This window comes from Corynebacterium sp. NPDC104732 (assembly GCF_055583565.1).
The window spans coordinates 178884-196499 of record NZ_JBVJNS010000003.1; the positions used below are offsets into that span (position 1 = coordinate 178884).

Sequence of the window (17616 nt, forward strand, 5' to 3'; positions counted from 1 at the left end):
TCAGTATATGGGGAGATGTGACTTGGATCAAGTAGAAATGTGATCGGGGTTACTGGAATTGCGGGTTATCGCTTCTCTGGCCGGCCCGGTAACATCCGGAAAGTCCCTCGAAATTCCGCGACCGGCTTCCCCTCGCAGGTGAGGGTGACGTCCACGAAGCCATTGCGACCCCACGACTGCACGGTACGGGCATGGCCGTCGATGCGCTGCCCCTCAAAGGCGGGGGCGATGTAGTGGATTGAATTGTGGGTCGCCACGGCAGTCTCACCTGCGGCATTGCAGGCACCGGCGAACAGGGAATCGGCGAAAGTGAAGAGAATGCCGCCCTGGACAGTGCCATGGCCGTTGCAGTGTTTGTGCTGGACTGTGAAGTGTCCATCGCATTCGCCGACCGCTAGATGTGTGATGGCCGCGCCAAGATCGGTGGTGGCCGGATCGTCAGCGAACATCGTTCGAACATGCTCAAATTCGGGGCCCGCCGCAACTCCGGGGGCAAGGATTGGATGATTCATGGCCACCAGCTAAGCACAAAATGTGGCGCACGACACCAAGTTTCTGAACGATCGTTCGGAATGGGTATCGTTGACAGGTGTGGGAAGTCAAGTACGGCGTCAAGTAAAGCAAGGTCGGCCCGGTTATAGTCGCGATGATGTTATGCGTATTGCGGTGCAGGAATTCAATGCGCGTGGCTACGAAGCAACCAGTATGGGCGACCTGGCCAAGGTTCTCGGTCTCTCCAAGTCTGCGATCTATCATCACATTTCCTCGAAGGAAGAATTGTTGAAGTATGCCACCGACCGGGCGCTCAGCCTGCTTGATGACCTGGTCGCGGAGGTAGAAGAACTGCCAGGTCCGGCGATGGAGAGGCTTCGGCTGTTGGTGCGTGGCACCACGCTGGCGCTGTGCCGGGAGCCGGAATATGTCACTCTTTTGCTCCGGCTACGAGGAAACTCTGAAGTGGAATTGGAGGCGTTGGCACGACGGCGTGAATTTACCAACTACCTGGTCGGCCTCGTTTCCGCTGCGCAGGAGGAGGGGGCGCTCGATCCGGATGTGGCGCCCAATGTGGCTGGACGATTGTTGTTCGGCATGATTAATTCGCTGGTGGAGTGGTACTCGCCTGAGGGGGCCTTGGATCAAGATGAGGTTGCCGACATTGTGGAAACGATGGCGTTCTTGGGTTTGCAGCTTTAGCGCCTGAAACTTCACTAACAAAAATCCGGCAAAGTTTTGCAAAAAAGGTGGCGTAGGTCACCTGCTTTGTTGTAGTGTGAGTCACACATTAGCTGAACGATCGGTCAGTAAAGTCCGGTTCGATAAGAAAGTTGGATTCACACGTGACTTCTGTATACGACATCATGTCCACTCATCACGGCCCTGAAACGGGGATCGAATTTGCCTCCCGCGATGAGATCACCGCGCTGCAAACCGCCCGTGCGAAGAACACCATCCGTCACGCCTACTTCAACGTTCCGCACTACCGCCGTGTCTTTGATGAAATGGGCGTGCACCCGGACGACTTCAAAGAGCTGTCCGACTTGGCTAAATTCCCCTTCACTGAGAAAAAAGACCTGCGCGCCGAATATCCCTTCGGCATGTTTGCGGTGGGTGATCACCAGATCGCTCGCATCCACGCGTCCTCGGGCACCACCGGGTTGCCAACAGTCGTGGGATACACGCGCAATGACATTGAAATTTGGGCCGACTTGGTGGCTCGATCTCTGCGTGCTGGTGGTGTGCGTCCGGGCGACAAGGTGCAGGTGGCTTTCGGATATGGGCTTTTCACGGGCGGTTTGGGTGCGCACTACGGCGTCGAAAAGCTCGGCGCTACCGCTATTCCGACCTCCGGTGGCATGACTGAACGCCAGGTGCAGATTATTCGCGATTTCAAACCGGACGCTATCCTGGCTACCCCGTCCTACATGCTCAATGTGGTTGACCGCATGCGTGAGGAAGGCATGGACCCGGCAGAAACCTCCTTGCGCACCGGAATTTTCGGCGCCGAGCCGTGGACCGAAGGGATGCGCGGTGAACTAGAAAAAGCCCTCGGAATCGATGCCACAGACATCTACGGGCTCTCCGAAGTCATGGGCCCAGGCGTCGCGCAGGAGTGCGTCGAGACCAAGGATGGCCTCACTATTTGGGAGGATCACTTCTACCCAGAGATCGTGGATCCGGAAACTTTGCAGCCAGTTCCCGACGGTGAGTTCGGTGAACTTGTCATTACGCCGCTGACAAAAGAGGCGTTCCCGGTCATCCGCTACCGCACCCACGACCTCACGCGCCTGCTGCCGGGCACCGCCCGATCCATGCGCCGCCTCGAACGCATCAGCGCGCGTAACGACGACATGATCATCCTGCGCGGGGTGAACTGCTTCCCATCGCAGTTTGAGGAACTGATCGTCGAAGAAGCTGCACTGAAAACCAAATACCAGTGTGTGCTCGACCGTAAGGGGCGCATGGACACCCTGACGATCCTGGTGGAAGGCCACCCAGACTTCTCCCAGAGCGAGCGCGACAATGCAGGACACCACCTGAAGAAACAGATCAAAAACCGTATCGGCATCACCGTTGGCGTTGAGGTTCGCGATCACGTTGACACCGGTGAAGGCAAGGCCAAGCGCCTTGTTGATAACCGGCCTAAGAGCTAAGAGAGCTTCCCATGACCACTGCAACCACGGAAACGACGCCTGCCCCATTAACCACGGAACACCGCCGTGTGCTCGCAGGATCGATGGTCGGCACCACCATCGAATGGTTCGACTTCTTCATCTACGCGCAGGCTGCTGGCCTGGTGTTCGCTGCCCAATACTTCAATCCCGCTTCCAACACCTCCCCGGCACTGGCACAAATTGTGTCCTGGGCATCGATTGGAATTTCCTTCCTCTTCCGCCCGCTCGGCGCCATCATCGCCGGTCACCTTGGCGACCGCTTTGGTCGTAAATTAGTGCTGGTCTTGACACTATTCGGTATGGGTGGGGCAACCGTCGCGATGGGCCTGCTCCCGAACTATGCCACCATCGGCATCGCGGCGCCGCTCATCCTCGTGCTGCTCCGCATCATCCAGGGACTGTCCGCAGGTGGCGAATGGGGCGGCGCCGCGCTGCTCGCCGTGGAACACGCGCCGGTTAACCGCCGCTCCTACTTCGGTTCCTACCCGCAAATCGGCGTGCCAGCAGGTATGTTCCTTGCCACCGTGTTCATGCTGGCTCTCACCCGCCTCACCACCGACGAACAATTCAACGCCTGGGGCTGGCGCATCCCATTCCTCTCCTCACTCGTCCTGATCGCAGTCGGATACTTCATCCGCAAAATGGTCGAGGAGTCCCCAGTTTTCGCTGAGCTTCAGCAGCTGCAAAAGGAATCCAGTGCCCCAGTGGGAGTGCTGTTCAAGAACCACACCAAAGACGTATTCATCGCGGCCTTCATCTTCGCAGGCTGCAACGCTGCTGGATACCTCGCCATCGCGTTCTTCAACTCCTACGGCACCAAAGTCCTCGGACTACCAAAATCCCAAGTCCTCCTCGTATCACTGCTGGGATCCGTCACCTGGCTCATCGGCACCATCTGGTCCGGACTCTGGGGCGATCAATTCGGCAAAGTCCGCACCTTTGCCTGGGCCTACGTCGCCATGATTGTGTACGCCATCCCCATGTGGCTGCTCATCGACACCCGCAACATCTACCTCTTCGGTGTCGCCGCCCTCATCCTCGGCCTCCTACTGGGTGCAACCTACGGGCCACAATCCGCACTCTACGCCGAGATGTTCCCAGCCCGAATCCGACTGTCCGGCGTATCAATCTCCTACGCCATCGGCTCCATCTTCGGCGGTGCCTTCGCCCCGATGATCGCGCAAATGCTGCTCAACAAAACCGGATCATCCCTGGCAATTGGCGGTTACATCGCCTTCATCTCCCTGCTATCCCTCATAGCTGTGCTCATGGTGCCGAAAGGTATCGAAGGAAAAAGCCTGCACTAGAAAGCGGGGTTCGCGTTGGCTTGATGGGCCCAGCAAACCCGAGGTTGGTGGGGTGGAGCGTTGGCCCCGACATTACGCCCCCGAGGTTGGTCTAAAAATGCTCTCACCAGCCCGAACTTCGGGAGGGTAATGTCGGGGAGAACGCGAACACTGACTCTTCTACCGATATGTGCGAGCGCAATAGTCACGTAAATCCCTCGTGACGCTTCAACCTCACACGTGCCCCAGCAAACTCGAGGCTGTGTGCTCAGCGCACTTGACCCCGACATTACGCCCCCGAGGTTGCTCTTAAAATGCTCTCACCAGCCCGAACTTCGGGAGGGTAATGTCGGGGGGCATCGCAAAACCCCGCCCCTACAACTCCCGCCGCAGGCTATAGAACCATTCGATGTGGTGGCGGAGTGCTTCGCTGGCACGTTCTCCGTCGCGGTCTTCGACTGCTGCGAGGATGTCGCGGTGTTGGATTTGTAGTTGGTCGCGAGTGTCGGCCCAGCTGGGCAGGTGTGCGACCATTTCTGCGACGTATCCGATGGTTGCTTGGCGTAGCGAGTCCATGATGGTTTCTACGACGATGTTTCCTGCTAGGGAGGTGAGCAGGATGTGGAAGTGGGCGTCGTGTTCGTGGAAGGTGTCGCTTGGTAGGTCGGGGTCGTCCATGAGGTCGAGGAGCTGACGGGCTTCTGCGAGGGTGTGGGCGCGTTCTGGGGTTTCTGGGCCGTGTGCGGCTTCGAGTGCTGCTTGGGATTCGAGGAGGACGCGGGTGTGGACGATGTCTTTGACCGGTAGCGAGCGGGTCGCCACGTGCATGCGCAGGGCCCAGGCCAGCGCGGAGGAAGGCTCGGAGATGACGACGGCGCCCGCGTTGGGGCCGGAGCCGGTGCCTGATCGGACGAGGCCCATGGCGTCGAGGACGCGGATTGCCTCGCGTACCGACGCCCGGGAGATCCCAAAGTCTTCCGCGAGCTGGCGCTCGGCGGGGAGTTTGTCGCCGATGCTGATGTCGCCGGAGCGGAGTTTTTCTTCCAACCATTCGAGAATGACGGTGTAGACCCGGGGCTGGACCGGCGACATATGAAGCTCCTTAACATGGGAAATGTGCAGCAGTTCATTCTATAACTACTGCACATTTAGTTAAGGCGAAACTGGAACCTTTTCCGGCTGCTCTTGTGGTTGTCGAGCTGGAGCGTGCCAGAGCTTTCTGGCAACGATCATGAGCCCAATGACGATAAGTGTGGCCATGATGGTGCCCAGGTTGAGGCCCCAGCCTGTGACGAAGAGGCAGGCAATTGCGCCACCTGCCAGGCAGTAGTAAATGGTAACCCAGATGGTTTGACGGAGCAGTGCACCTTCGCGTCCGAGCAGGCCGACCGTGGCGGAGGCTGCGACAATGTTGTGGATCGCGATGGGGTTTCCACCCGCGCCACCAACGGCTTGCGCTGCCACGATCAGTTCTGGGCGGTCGAGGCCGATGGCGACGCCGGTTGAGAACTGGAACTGGGAGAACGTCAGGTTGGAGACGGTGTTGGATCCTGCAATGAAGGCTCCGAGCGCACCGATCCACGGGGCGATCGCTGGCCAGGACATGCCGGAGATGGCGGCTGCTGCCTGCGCCATAGTCACTGGCATGGAGGCGAGGCCGGATTCGTTGAGCGATGGGCCGGATTGGATGAGCACGCGCACGAGTGGGACGGCGAACATCAGGGAGGCTGCGGTGCCGGCGATCTGCTTGCCGGACAGGGAGAACGCTTCCTTGATCTGGGCTTTGTTCATTCCTTGCAGGTAGAAGGCCACCACGGAGGTGAGGATGAGGACGAAGCCTGGGAGATAGAACGGCTGGATGGAGGTGGAGATGCCGGTACCGAGGATGTCCTTGAATGGGATGGCTAGGCCGACCAGCCATTCCTTCAGAGGCCCGATGACGCGGGACGCTACCAGCAACGTTGCCATCAGGATGTAGGGGGCCCAGGCGCGGGCGCGGGTGATGCGTGGCGCTTCTTCGGATACTTCTGCTGGTTCGATGGTTCCCATCCAGTGTGCTTCCCAGCCGGAGCGGGGACCAAAGCGGAAGGTGGTTTTGGGGACGAGGAAACCGCGCTTGGTGGTGTACATGACCAGTGTCATGCCGAAGATGCCACCGAACAGTGCTGGGAATTCAGGTCCGAGGAAGCGGGCTACCAGGACGTATGGAATGGTCATGGCCAGTGATGCGTAGATGGCGAACGGCCAGACTTCCAGGCCGTCGCGGAACCTGCGCTCCGGTCCGAAGAATCCGGTGAGCATGGTGACGATGAACAGCGGAATGAGGATGCCAACAATAGTGTGGATGGCGGCAACGTGGAAACCGATGTGGGCGAGGAAGTCGGGCATGGTGAGTCCCAGTGCCGCGGCGCGTTCTGCCACTGCGGAGTCTCCGCCGAGGCCACCGCTGACGCCGACCAGGATGGGGGTACCCACGGCGCCGAAGCTCACCGGGGTGGATTGGACGACGAGGCCGACCATAACGGCAGCCATTGCCGGGAATCCAATGGCCAGCAGCAGTGGGGCCACAACGGCTGCGGTGGTGCCGTAGCCGGAGACGCCTTCGATGAAGGAGCCGAAGAGCCAGCCGATGATGATCGCTTGGATGCGACGGTCTTCCGAGATGCCGTTGAAGCCGGCGCGGATGGTGGTCATTGCGCCGCCGATGGTGAGGGTGGAGAGCAGCAGCAGGGCGCCGAACACCACATAAAGCATGGTGATGGCGACGATGATGCCTTCAATGGTGGCGCCGATAATGCCGATCGGCGTCATTTTCCACACGCTCATTGCGACGATGACAGCAGCCACGTACCCGACGGGCATCGCGCGTTTAGCCGACCAATGGAGGCCGGCGAGGAGCACACCGACGAGCACCAGTGGCAGCAATGCCAGGCTGCTCAGGACAGCGAGATTGTCCATAAAAGTCCTTTCCGATAGGCGTTCACCTGCTGTTTTGGATGGCAGGAGAAGGCAAGTGGGGGCAACGAGCGACTAGGGGATGGTCGTCGATAAGGCGCTCGCGCTTACAACTCACAGCCAACCTGTGTGGTCAGTCCACAGGAGAATATGTGTTGCGGGTCACGTTCGTCAAGTGGTGTCAGGAATATTTTTGCCATTTGCGTGATTTACCTCACCGTTCTACTATGGTCTGACCACAAAGGTTGTTGAAAAAATAACCGCACTCACCCCCGGAGGACCCATTGAAAATCGCACTCTTTTCCACGTGCATCGTTGACGCGATGTATCCGAGAGTCGCCTTAGCCACCGTCCGCATCCTGGAACGCCTCGGGCACCAGGTGGTGTACCCAGCGGGCCAAGGATGTTGCTCCCAAATGCACGCCAACAGCGGATATCTGGACGAGGCACTCCCGGTGGTTCGCAATCATGTGCAGGCGTTTTCGTCGGAAAGCTTCGACTACGCCGTTGCCCCGTCCGGTTCCTGCGTCGCCTCGCTCGGCCACCAGCAGCCGATAGTCGCCCGCGCCGCCGGTGAAGAACAGCTCGCGAGGGAAGCTGAGGACGTCGCAGGACGCACCTACGAACTGTCGCAGCTGCTTATCGACGTCCTCGGGATCACCGACGCCGCGACCCAACTCGGTTCCTACTTCCCGCACACCGTCACCTACCACCCGTCCTGCCACGGCAAACGGTTGCTGCGGCTGGAAGATCGCCAGCCCAGCCTGCTGCGCACGGTCGATGGGATCGACTTCCGTGAGCTGCCTGATTCCGACGAATGCTGCGGGTTTGGCGGCACGTTCTCGCTGAAGAACTCGGATGTTTCCGGCGCGATGGTGGAGCAGAAACTCGGCAATATCGCGGCCTCTGGCGCGAAACTATGCACCGGCGGTGACGCCGCCTGCCTGCTCCACATCGGGGGCGCGGCCCACAAACGAGGCGAGGACATCCAGACCGTGCACTTTGCCGAAATTCTGGCCGCCACCCGCAAGAACCCACTGGATATCACCGGCGACGTGCAACTTTCTATTCCCGCAGGAGCGAAGTGATGACAACAAATCTTGGAATGCCACGGCCCCGCCCAGCCTATGGGCAGGGAAATGTGCACGCAGATATCCCGTTTCCGAAGGCAGCGAAAGAGCAGCTGCGTAACGAGCAGATGCGTGCGAACATTCACCACGCCACGCACACCATCCGTGCCAAGCGCGCAGCGGTGACGGCGGAACTGCCGGACTGGGAGGAGCTGCGCAACGCTGGTGAGGCGATCAAACGGCGAGTTGCCGCGCAGCTACCTGCGCTGTTGGAGGAGTTCGAGCGCAACTTCGCCGCCCGTGGTGGCCATGTGCACTGGGCGCGTGACGCTGCGGAGGCGAACCGGATCGTCACTGAGCTGATTCAGGAGACTGGGTCGACGGAGGTCATCAAGGTCAAGTCCATGGCCACCCAGGAGATCGGCCTGGATGCACACCTGGAAACGCAGGGGATTCACGCGACGGAGACTGACCTTGCGGAGCTGATTGTGCAGCTAGGCAAGGATAAACCATCGCACATTTTGGTGCCTGCAATCCACCGGAACCGGCATGAGATCCGGGATATCTTTTTGCAGGAAATGCCAGAGACGGATGAGTCGTTGACCTCGGATCCGAGCGATCTGGCGGATGCTGCCCGCACGCATCTGCGGGAAAAATTCCTCAAGACCACCGTTGCCGTATCTGGCGCAAACTTCGGGGTGGCGGAAACCGGAACTTTGAGCGTGGTGGAGTCGGAGGGCAATGGCCGGATGTGCCTGACGCTGCCGGAGACACTGATCACGGTGATGGGCATCGAAAAACTCATCCCCACCTTTGAGGATCTTGAGGTGTTCCTGCAGTTGCTGCCGCGGTCGTCGACAGGCGAGCGCATGAACCCGTACACCTCCATGTGGACTGGCGTGACTGAGGGCGATGGGCCGCAGAACGTGCACATTGTGCTGCTGGATAATGGCCGCACCGCGGTGCTCAGTGACGAGGTTGGCCGCGACGCGCTGCGCTGTATCCGCTGTTCAGCGTGCCTGAATGTGTGTCCGGTGTACGAGCACGCCGGCGGGCACGCGTATGGTTCGACGTACCCCGGCCCGATTGGGGCGATTTTGTCTCCGCAGCTCACCGGTATTACGTCGGCGGAGAATGCGTCGTTGCCGTTTGCGTCGAGTTTGTGCGGTGCGTGTTACGACGTGTGCCCGGTGAAGATCAACATTCCGGATATTTTGGTGCACTTGCGCTCAGAAGCGGTAAAAGCGCAGGACAACAAGGTGCCGACGCAGATGGACCTGCTGATGAAGGCGGCGTCGGTGGCGATGTCTTCGGGCAGGCGGATGTCGCTGCTGGAGCAGGCGTTACCGCTGGGGCGTGCGGTGGCGTTGCTGGGGAAGAAGATTAGTTGGCTGCCGGGCATAGCGGGTGGTTGGACTGATCAGCGTGACATTCCCGTGCCACCGAAGCAGTCATTCCGGAACTGGTGGAAGCAGCACAGTGCGGAAACAGCCGAGCGTCTATCCCAAGACGGTTTCACCCCTGAGGAGGGCAGCAATGAGCGCTAAGCAAGAGATTCTGCGACGTATTGCGGGCGCCCTCGCCGACGCGCCCCAGGCCCCAGAGGTGCCGCGCGCTTATCGACGCACCTCGTCCCTCAATCACGCCGCCACCCTGGAGATGCTGGAAGATCGGCTCCTGGACTACAAGGCGAACGTGTACCACGAGACTGCCGAGTCTCTCCCAGCCCGAATGGCAGAGCTGCTTGGCGAGGCGACCCGCATCGTGGCACCGGATGGGCTGGATCGTTCCTGGTTGGCTGCGCGGGAGGCAAACCGTACCTTTTTCGAGTCGAGCTCAGAGGTGCTGCCAACCCGCGAGCTCAATGACACTGTGTCTGCTGTGGTCACGTCTTCCACAGTGTCCTGCGCCGAGACGGGAACCATCTTCCTCACCGGCCGCGCCAACGAGGGACGCCGCGCTATCAGCCTGGTACCGGACCATCATGTGTGCGTGGTGCCGGTAGATACTGTGGTCGAATTGATCCCGGAAGCGCTCGCCCGGGTGGAGCGCACCGCACCGATCACGATGATCTCGGGTCCTTCCGCAACATCGGACATTGAGCTCGAACGTGTGGAGGGGGTGCATGGGCCTCGCCGCCTGGATGTGATCTTGCTGGGGTAACGCTGAGAATAAATTTCCCCGGACTAGTACCGCGGTGTTTTTGATCGTTGATAGACTTAGCGGGCGTACCTGATCGTTACTGCACTAAGGACGCACGCTGCATGACTGCACAGAAAGTCGGATTTGACCGCGACAAATACATCGCGATGCAATCGCACCACATTAAAGAGCGGCGCGACCAAATCGGTGGGAAGCTGTACCTGGAAATGGGTGGCAAGCTATTTGACGATATGCACGCCTCCCGCGTTCTCCCCGGGTTCACCCCTGATAACAAGATCGTCATGCTGGAACAGCTCAAAGATGAGCTGGAAATCCTCGTCTGCCTCAATGCCAAAGATCTGCAGCGCCACAAGGTACGCGCGGACTTTGGCATCACTTATGAAGAGGATGTGCTCCGCCTGATCGACGGATTCCGGGAACAGGGCTTTCTGGTCGAACATGTGGTGATGACGCAGATGGAGGACGACAACATCCAGGCCACCACGTTCCGGGAGCGCCTGGAGCGCCTCGGCCTTAAAGTGGCCATCCACCGCACGATCGCGGGCTATCCTTCCAACACCAAACTGGTGGTCTCCGAGGAGGGGCTGGGTCGCAACGAATACTCCGAAACTACTCGCGACCTGGTGGTTGTTACCGCGCCGGGCCCTGGCTCCGGCAAGCTGGCCACGTGTCTTTCGCAGATGTACCACGAGCACCAGCGCGGTATCCAGACCGGCTACGCCAAGTTCGAGACCTTCCCGATCTGGAACATTCCGCTCAACCACCCGGTGAACGAGGCCTACGAAGCCGCGACGGTGGACCTGGACGACAAGAACATCATCGACCCGTTCCACCTCGCTGCCTACGGCGAAACCACGGTCAACTACAACCGCGACGTGGAAGTATTTCCGTTGCTCAAGGTACTGCTGGAGAAGATCGCCGGATCCTCCCCGTACCAGTCCCCTACGGACATGGGCGTGAACATGGCCGGCCACTGCATTTCCGACGATGCCGTCTGCCAGGAAGCCGGCCGCCAAGAAATCATCCGCCGCTACTATAAGGAGCTCGTTGCCGAGGCCCGCGCGGAACTCGACCCGATCGGCTCCGAGCGCGTCGCCATGATCATGGGTCGCCTCGGCATCGAAACCTCCGAGCGCTCCGTCATTGCCCCAGCTCTCGAGCTTGCGGCCCAGACCGAAGCACCCGCCGCTGCCCTGCAGCTTCACGACGGCCGCATCGTGGTAGGCAAAACCTCTCCTCTGCTGGGCTGCTCCGCCGCCGTCGTGCTGAACGCGCTGAAGCTGCTCGCCGGCATCGACTCCGAAGTGCACCTGCTGTCCCCTGAGTCCATCGAACCGATTCAGACGCTCAAGACCAAGCACCTGGGCTCCCGCAACCCGCGCCTGCACACCGACGAAGTGCTCATCGCCCTGTCGACCTCGGCGTCCACCGACGAGAACGCGCGCCGAGCACTGGAGCAACTGCAGAACCTGCGCGGCTGCGACATCCACACCACCACGATCCTCGGATCCGTGGACGAAGGCATCTTCCGCAACCTCGGAGTGCTGGTGACCTCGGAGCCGAAGTACGCGAAGAAGACGCTGTTTAGGAAATAGGGTTTGGGCGGTCGGATTTAGCGTACCGATGGGATTTTCAAGGCTTGGATCGTCCCATCCGTACGCTGGATTTGGGGAAGCCACCTCTTGGCGGGCTCACCCGGGTATCGAACTGTGTGGAAGCCAGTCTGCGCTCGGCGAATGTGATGAGGTCAAGGATTTCATCGGCGAGGTAGCCGGTGGTTCCTGACTTGTGCACGGACTTTCGGCGCAGGATTCCCGCATCAGCAAGTGACTCCAGGGCACGCCTAGCAGCAGTGTCTGACAGGTCAAAGATTCGTGCTGCGGAATTGGCGGTGAGAACCGGATACTCGGCTAGTTGGGTGAGAATGCGGGCTCCGGCAGAATCGGACCGGGGAGCCCGTTTGGCCCCACTGTTTGTGTGGTGCGTATTAAAACGCTGGTGCCACTCGGCTGTGAGTTCGGCGATGTCCCCAGAAATTCGGGCACATTGTTTGATGGCTTCCTCTGTGGCTGTGAAGAAGAAGTCCAGCCACGCGTCAATGTTGGATTCTCGGAATGCGGTAAGTCCAGCTACATAGCGGTTCGGCCATGTACCTAAGATCATGCTCACTGGCAGCATTGGGGAGTTGGTGAGGCCTCGTCGCTGCAGTACCGCATGAATGAGGGCCCGCCCGACGCGTCCGTTGCCGTCGGCGAATGGGTGAATGGTTTCGAATTGGGCATGGACAATTGCGGCCTGGATCAATGCGCCGTGCTCTGCGCCTGAGAGATAGTTGCATAGGTCGTCGATAAGCCCTGCAACGTATTCGGGTGGTGGTGGGACGAACTCGGCGTCGATGGGGTTCCAACTCGAGCCGCCGATCCAGTTCTGCTCAGTGCGTAGTCCTGCGATCTTTGGGGTTTCGATGAGGCGGGATTGCAGTTCGCAGAGGTCGTTGGGAGTGATGGCGTCGGCCGTGGCGATGCGACTTTCCACCATTTTGAGGATGGCGATATTGTTTGCCACTAGCTCGGCGCTGCGATTAAAACCGGTGATGCTTTCAGAGTCGGCTAGTTCGGCGAGTGCCACTTTGTCGGCGGCTGGGGCAATGCCTTCGATCCGGGAAGAGGAAATTGCCTCGGAGCGCAGCAAGAAACGGGAAATTCCTTCGAGACCGAATGCGGTGTCTTTGCGAGTCAACGAGAGCAGTTGGCGCTCTAGGATGCCGGCGCGGGCGGCTATTTCTGGAGAAATAGAGATGCCCTCCGAGAGTGGATCTGGCAGGTAGGCGCGATACTTTCCGCCTGCCTTGGCACGGCGGCTTAAGCCGCTGCCGTCAGCAGGCAGCCACGTCTTTTCCAGCCGCGCGCCCATCGATCACTCCTAACTTTAAGCTTTATCCTTCGGTGAATCTCGACTCTACCTAACTTTAAGCCTTATCCTTCGGTAGGCGACGGGTTCGCCACCAGTTAAGGCTTAAGGGGTTGGGAAATTTAGCGTACCGATGGGATTTTCAAGGCTTGGATCATCCCATCCGTACGCTGGATTTGCGCTGCTTACACTGCACTATCCCAATCCAACTCGTAAAAATCCGCGGTCGGCAACGGGCTAATATCCGTGACCCAGCCTAGATCGAGGTAGGGCAGCGTTGCCTGGAGTTGCTGGCCTGGTGTAGGAGGGAGGGGAGCGGGGGTCCATGGGGTGTAGGGGAAGAGGGCATCGTTCCATTCGCCATAGTCGCTGAGGAAAACCAGTTTGGATGGGGCGTTGAAAGTGATAGTGGCGAAGCCCTGCGGTAGATCGTGCTCGAGGTCGTACAGCAGGAATGCGTCGCCAAGGGTGAGCGGTCCCCACCATGCCCAGATGGGAGGGTTGCCTGCGCAATCGATGCCGTGGACGGCCATGTTTGACACCATGCCTCGGTACGCGTCGGTCCAGCTGCATGAGCTAATCCGATCCCAATCGCCTGTGAGTGTTCCGGTTTCTTTTAACCGGGCCACCTGGGGGAGGGGTTGGAATGTTTTGAGCTGAAGCGTGGTCATTGGTTTCAAGGGTAGATGACGGGTGTGTTGCCATTTGAGCTCCAGGGCATGAAACCTGAGGAGTTTCGCGCCCGACGCCCTATCGCCCAGCGTCTGGTGCCTGCGTTCAAGCTGGTCACGCCCCTCGACGCTGCTCGCTGGATGCTTGCAACCCAGGCGCAACAGTACGATTCAGGCGTTAAGGCCCTGCAGGCGCGCGCTAACGCCGACAATTTCGATGGTATCGTCCGCTGCTGGTCGCAGCGCGGCACGCACCACTTCCTGGCCGCCGAGGACGCGCCGTGGATGATGCGGTCGTGCGCGCCCCGCGCGGAGGCAGCCGCCGCTAAACGACGCCCAGGCCTCGGCATCACTTCCTCTGATTATGCGCGCGCAAAGGCTGCTTTTCATGAGGCGCTGTCTTCCGGCCCGGTACCGCGTAAATTGGCCTATGAAATCATGGGGTTTGATGGTGCGCAGGGCTCTCATCTGCTGCGATCTTTCGGTTCTACGGGGGATGTGGTGCAGATCGACAAGGATGTGTTTGCATTTTCGGGGCCGGGCCTCGACTTGGAAGGCGATGATGCTCTGGCTGAACTCGGCACCCGGTATTTCCACTCCCGTGGTCCTGCGACAGTCCAGGATTTGGCCTGGTGGAGTGGGCTCACGGTGCGTGATGCGAAACGGGCAGCGAGCTTGGCGCGCGACGTGATCCAGGTGGGAGAGCATTACATGGGAGCCTATCAGGAAAATGTGTCCTTGGATGGCGTCCTTGGAAACCAGCTTGACCTCCCGGCTTTCGACGAATACCTGCTCGGATACAAGGACCGCTCGGTGGTTTGTCCAGCAGAATTAGTACCCATTGTGGGGCCAACAAAGAACGGAATGTGCAGGCCGTTTCGGGTGGTCGATGGAGAGGTAGCGGTGGTGGGGTAATCGCTCACCCGATCTGGGAAACCAGAGTTCAGTTATCCCTCAAATGGCTGAATCCACGTCAAGAGCTTTTCGAATTCAGCCGGCGTCACGATCCGGGTGCCCAGCTCGGTGGCTTTATCCAACTTTTTGCCACTAAAAGATCCGTCGGTCACCAGCATGACCGTCTTCTTGCTAACGCCTGAAGCGAGGTACACGCCCGCTTTCTTAAGCTGATTCTCCAATTGTGATCGCAGGGCATCGTCTACTCCCGTGAAAACTACGTTATCGCCGACATGCAACGGCTCGCCCACATTCCAGTCGTCGGGCAAGGGAGGAAGTCCCTGGGACAGAGCGACATACCTGCGCTTTTGTGCCTCACGGAAAAACCTTGTTGCCAGCTTCTCGGGAATCCCAAGCATCATCAGGACGGTCTTAATCTCCGTGCGTTCGTGCTTGCTAAAAATGTCATCAGCAACTGCATTATCGGCAAGTGAGGCTGCAACAGCGCGATGAATCTCTGTCACCTCTTCATCTGACAGTTGGCTCATTTGTTGTAGTTCTGCCAGTGCTTGAGATTCGCTTTCAGTAAGTTCATGGTCAGCCAAGGCCAAAAGAAGTACTTCCACGTAGTTGGCTGCGTTGTCATTGGAGACATGCTCAAGTACGGAGGAAGCACTGATCTGAGAAATGAGCGGGGCTGCTTCAGTCTTCCTGGAGTTCTGCTTCCTGATCGGTGGCTTTGGGAGCGATTTCCGTTCGGGTGTGCGTTGAGGGGAACGAGAGGGCAATGTCGGCCATTGAACTCGTCGAGCTTCATTAGGCAGCCGGTGGAATTGGTGGACGGATTTACTTTTAGAGTCGAGAGCCAGCATCGTCTGGAGTAGGCGAGTTGTTGCTCTCGCATCGCCAAGTGCATTGTGCTGATCAACATGTGCAAAACCGGCAGCGTGACAACACGCTTCCAATGTGTAACGGTGCAGCTGGGGAAGTAGCGAGCGTGAGGCCTGCAGAGTGCACAAATGTGGGGTCTGAGGCCAATCCCAGCCTGCACGCCGAAATTCGTTCTGAAGAAACGCAAGGTCAAACTTGGCGTTGTGACAGACCAAAGCATGACCTGCAAGTTGTGAAGCAATGAAGGGAGCCAGGTGTGCAAAGGTTGGGGCGTTGCGCACGTCGTCATCGGTAATGCCGTGAATGTGAGTAGCACCGACGGGCCCCTCCGGGTTCATACGTGAACTCCACTCCGCCAGCGGCCGACCGAAATGATCCGTTCTGACCAGAGCTAATTCCAGAATTCGGTCGTTCTTTGGAGAAAGGCCGGTGGTTTCAATATCGATCACCATGAATGCAGGACCGGTGCTTGCCGACGGCCTTGGCGCTAGTTTCGGTGAAGAGAACAGGCTGCGCAGCCACTCAAATAATCCCATACGGCAATTGTGACACAGTTTTCACTAGCCATGAACGGATCTAATAAATCGGCACAATCGTGCCGATTTTGGGAAATTTGGCACTGTGTCCACATCAATAACTATCTAATCGGCACGATCGTACCTAAAGGGGGTTGCAGATACGTTGAGCGAGGCCTATTCTGACCGATATAGGCACGATCGTGCCTGAAATGGCGGAGCGGAAATGGAACTAATCCACGAAACAATCAGAACAAGACGCAAAGAACTCGACCTCACCCAAGAAGATCTTGCGGACCTGGCACAGGTGAGTGAGCGACTAGTTAGGTCGATCGAAGCCGGTAAAGAAACGGTGCGCGTGGACAAGCTGCGCGCCGTGCTGGCGGTTCTTGGACTAGAGCTAGCCACCGTCATTCACGTGCCTGAGGCGCTGCGATGATCGCCGGGGTGTGGATCGGAGAGCAGCAGGTTGCCGAGTTGGAGCGGACGCGAGAATACGTAGAATTTCGCTACCTTCCTGAGACAACCATCCCGGTTGCAACCACCCTGCCGATGAAGCAAAGCCCAGTGCGGACCCAACCCGGCGCTCTCCCACCATTCTTCGCCGGATTGCTTCCCGAAGGTCGACGCCTTTCTGCGTTGAAGCGCTCTGTCAAGACCTCAGCCGATGACGATCTCGGGCTGTTGCTCGCCGTGGGTGGGAACACTGTTGGCCGAGTGGTGGTGCTGCCTGAGGGGGAGCGCCCGAAAAAGCCCGAAGCGAGCATCGATTTGGACGCGCCTGACCTCGACTTCGAAAACGTACTGGCAGACGCAGGCGTGCCCGATCCCAATGCGATTGCTGGGGTGCAGGAGAAGGCCTCGGCGCGGACCATTGCCTTTCCTATGGGGGAGGAGGCGATCGTAAAGATCTCGCGGCCAGAGTATCCCTGGCTTGTCGAAAACGAATACGCCTGTATACAGGCGTTCCGGGGTATGAAGGGGCAGAAGAACAAGATTGTTGACGCCAAGGTAATCCGCGATCAGCATGGCAGATCTGGGCTGGTCATAAAGAGATTCGACGGCCAATTCCCCCACAAACATGCTGTCGAAGACGCCGGCCAGCTCCTGAATATCTATCCGGCAGACAAATACAACGTCAGTTTCGAAGAGGTAACCGAAGCGGTGCTTAGCGTAGTCAGTTCGCCCATACTCGCAGCTCAAGGACTCGCTACCCAGCTCGCTTTCTCTTGGCTAAGCGGTAATAGAGACCTCCACGCCAAGAATGTTTCTGTCATCAACAAGGGACAGGGCTTCGAACTCTCCCCGGTCTACGACATCCCCAGCACCGCCCCCTATGGTGACACCTCGATGGCACTCAGCGTTGCGGGCAACAGAAATGGCCTTAGCCGCAAGAGATTCCTTAAGTATTGCGAAGACTACGGCCTAAGCGAAAAGAAAGCGAACAGCATCGCGGACGAAGCAGTAAAGGCCACCGACAACCTCGCACGGGCGCTTATCGACGCCTGTCCCTGGGATTCCCGTCGCCAAAGGGATCTAGTGAGGATTCTGCGGAGTCGCAGGCGGCATTGGTAGAGGTAATCAGGCAA

The 17616-nt window shown here is 58.8% G+C and carries 16 protein-coding genes; 10 read left to right on the forward strand and 6 right to left on the reverse strand.

Annotated elements, in window-relative coordinates:
- Positions 1-65 precede the first annotated feature (65 nt).
- Positions 66-512 carry a hotdog fold thioesterase gene (locus tag ACZ6ZO_RS03905; protein ID WP_465290700.1) on the reverse strand — a complete coding sequence of 149 codons (447 nt, stop codon included), beginning with the start codon at positions 510-512 and terminating at the stop codon, positions 66-68.
- Between the two features lie 142 nt (positions 513-654).
- Here ACZ6ZO_RS03905 and ACZ6ZO_RS03910 point away from each other — a divergent pair, with 142 nt between their 5' ends.
- The 3 genes from ACZ6ZO_RS03910 (at position 655) to ACZ6ZO_RS03920 (ending at position 3979) form a co-directional block, all read left to right on the forward strand.
- Positions 655-1194, forward strand: coding sequence for a TetR/AcrR family transcriptional regulator (locus tag ACZ6ZO_RS03910; protein ID WP_465290702.1), 540 nt, complete (start codon positions 655-657; stop codon positions 1192-1194).
- 143 nt (positions 1195-1337) lie between these two features.
- The gene (locus ACZ6ZO_RS03915; RefSeq protein ID WP_465290704.1) at positions 1338-2651 is read left to right on the forward strand and encodes an AMP-binding protein; all 1314 of its coding nucleotides are present in this window, start codon (positions 1338-1340) and stop codon (positions 2649-2651) included.
- Positions 2652-2662: 11 nt separating this feature from the next.
- Entirely contained in the window at positions 2663-3979 is a 1317-nt protein-coding gene (locus tag ACZ6ZO_RS03920) for an MFS transporter (protein ID WP_465290706.1), read from the forward strand.
- A 354-nt stretch (positions 3980-4333) separates the two neighbouring features.
- Here the strand turns inward: ACZ6ZO_RS03920 and ACZ6ZO_RS03925 are convergent, their stop codons facing one another.
- Positions 4334-5050 carry a FadR/GntR family transcriptional regulator gene (locus ACZ6ZO_RS03925; protein WP_465290708.1) on the reverse strand — a complete coding sequence of 239 codons (717 nt, stop codon included), beginning with the start codon at positions 5048-5050 and terminating at the stop codon, positions 4334-4336.
- Between the two features lie 60 nt (positions 5051-5110).
- Entirely contained in the window at positions 5111-6916 is a 1806-nt protein-coding gene (locus ACZ6ZO_RS03930) for an L-lactate permease (RefSeq protein WP_182384997.1), read from the reverse strand.
- A gap of 281 nt (positions 6917-7197) precedes the next feature.
- Between ACZ6ZO_RS03930 and ACZ6ZO_RS03935 the strand changes: the two genes are divergently transcribed.
- From ACZ6ZO_RS03935 to ACZ6ZO_RS03950, 4 genes are all read left to right on the forward strand, one after another.
- Entirely contained in the window at positions 7198-8001 is an 804-nt protein-coding gene (locus ACZ6ZO_RS03935; protein ID WP_465290710.1) for a (Fe-S)-binding protein, read from the forward strand.
- Complete coding sequence (locus ACZ6ZO_RS03940; RefSeq protein WP_465290712.1) at positions 8001-9530, forward strand: LutB/LldF family L-lactate oxidation iron-sulfur protein; 1530 nt, start codon at positions 8001-8003, stop codon at positions 9528-9530. Before ACZ6ZO_RS03935 ends, ACZ6ZO_RS03940 begins: the two co-directional genes overlap by 1 nt.
- Positions 9520-10146 (forward strand): LutC/YkgG family protein, encoded by a 627-nt coding sequence (locus ACZ6ZO_RS03945; RefSeq protein WP_465290714.1) that lies wholly within the window; start codon positions 9520-9522, stop codon positions 10144-10146. The genes ACZ6ZO_RS03940 and ACZ6ZO_RS03945 overlap by 11 nt, the downstream gene beginning before the upstream one ends.
- Positions 10147-10247: 101 nt before the next feature.
- A complete protein-coding gene (locus ACZ6ZO_RS03950; protein ID WP_465290716.1) occupies positions 10248-11741 on the forward strand; it encodes a DUF1846 domain-containing protein in 1494 nt (497 codons plus the stop codon).
- Between the two features lie 37 nt (positions 11742-11778).
- Here the strand turns inward: ACZ6ZO_RS03950 and ACZ6ZO_RS03955 are convergent, their stop codons facing one another.
- Both ACZ6ZO_RS03955 and ACZ6ZO_RS03960 read right to left on the reverse strand, forming a co-directional pair.
- Entirely contained in the window at positions 11779-13059 is a 1281-nt protein-coding gene (locus ACZ6ZO_RS03955; RefSeq protein ID WP_465290718.1) for a Fic family protein, read from the reverse strand.
- Between the two features lie 182 nt (positions 13060-13241).
- Complete coding sequence (locus ACZ6ZO_RS03960) at positions 13242-13727, reverse strand: hypothetical protein (protein ID WP_465290720.1); 486 nt, start codon at positions 13725-13727, stop codon at positions 13242-13244.
- Between the two features lie 24 nt (positions 13728-13751).
- On the opposite strand from ACZ6ZO_RS03960, the gene ACZ6ZO_RS03965 reads away from it, so the two are divergent.
- Positions 13752-14642: a DNA glycosylase AlkZ-like family protein gene (locus ACZ6ZO_RS03965; RefSeq protein WP_465290722.1), complete on the forward strand. Its 891-nt coding sequence runs from the start codon at positions 13752-13754 to the stop codon at positions 14640-14642.
- A 32-nt stretch (positions 14643-14674) separates the two neighbouring features.
- Here the strand turns inward: ACZ6ZO_RS03965 and ACZ6ZO_RS03970 are convergent, their stop codons facing one another.
- Entirely contained in the window at positions 14675-16048 is a 1374-nt protein-coding gene (locus ACZ6ZO_RS03970) for an exonuclease domain-containing protein (protein WP_465290724.1), read from the reverse strand.
- Positions 16049-16253: 205 nt separating this feature from the next.
- On the opposite strand from ACZ6ZO_RS03970, the gene ACZ6ZO_RS03975 reads away from it, so the two are divergent.
- Both ACZ6ZO_RS03975 and ACZ6ZO_RS03980 read left to right on the forward strand, forming a co-directional pair.
- Positions 16254-16466 carry a type II toxin-antitoxin system Y4mF family antitoxin gene (locus ACZ6ZO_RS03975; RefSeq protein ID WP_208768455.1) on the forward strand — a complete coding sequence of 71 codons (213 nt, stop codon included), beginning with the start codon at positions 16254-16256 and terminating at the stop codon, positions 16464-16466.
- Positions 16463-17602: a type II toxin-antitoxin system HipA family toxin gene (locus tag ACZ6ZO_RS03980; protein WP_465290726.1), complete on the forward strand. Its 1140-nt coding sequence runs from the start codon at positions 16463-16465 to the stop codon at positions 17600-17602. Before ACZ6ZO_RS03975 ends, ACZ6ZO_RS03980 begins: the two co-directional genes overlap by 4 nt.
- The last annotated feature ends 14 nt before the right edge of the window (positions 17603-17616 follow it).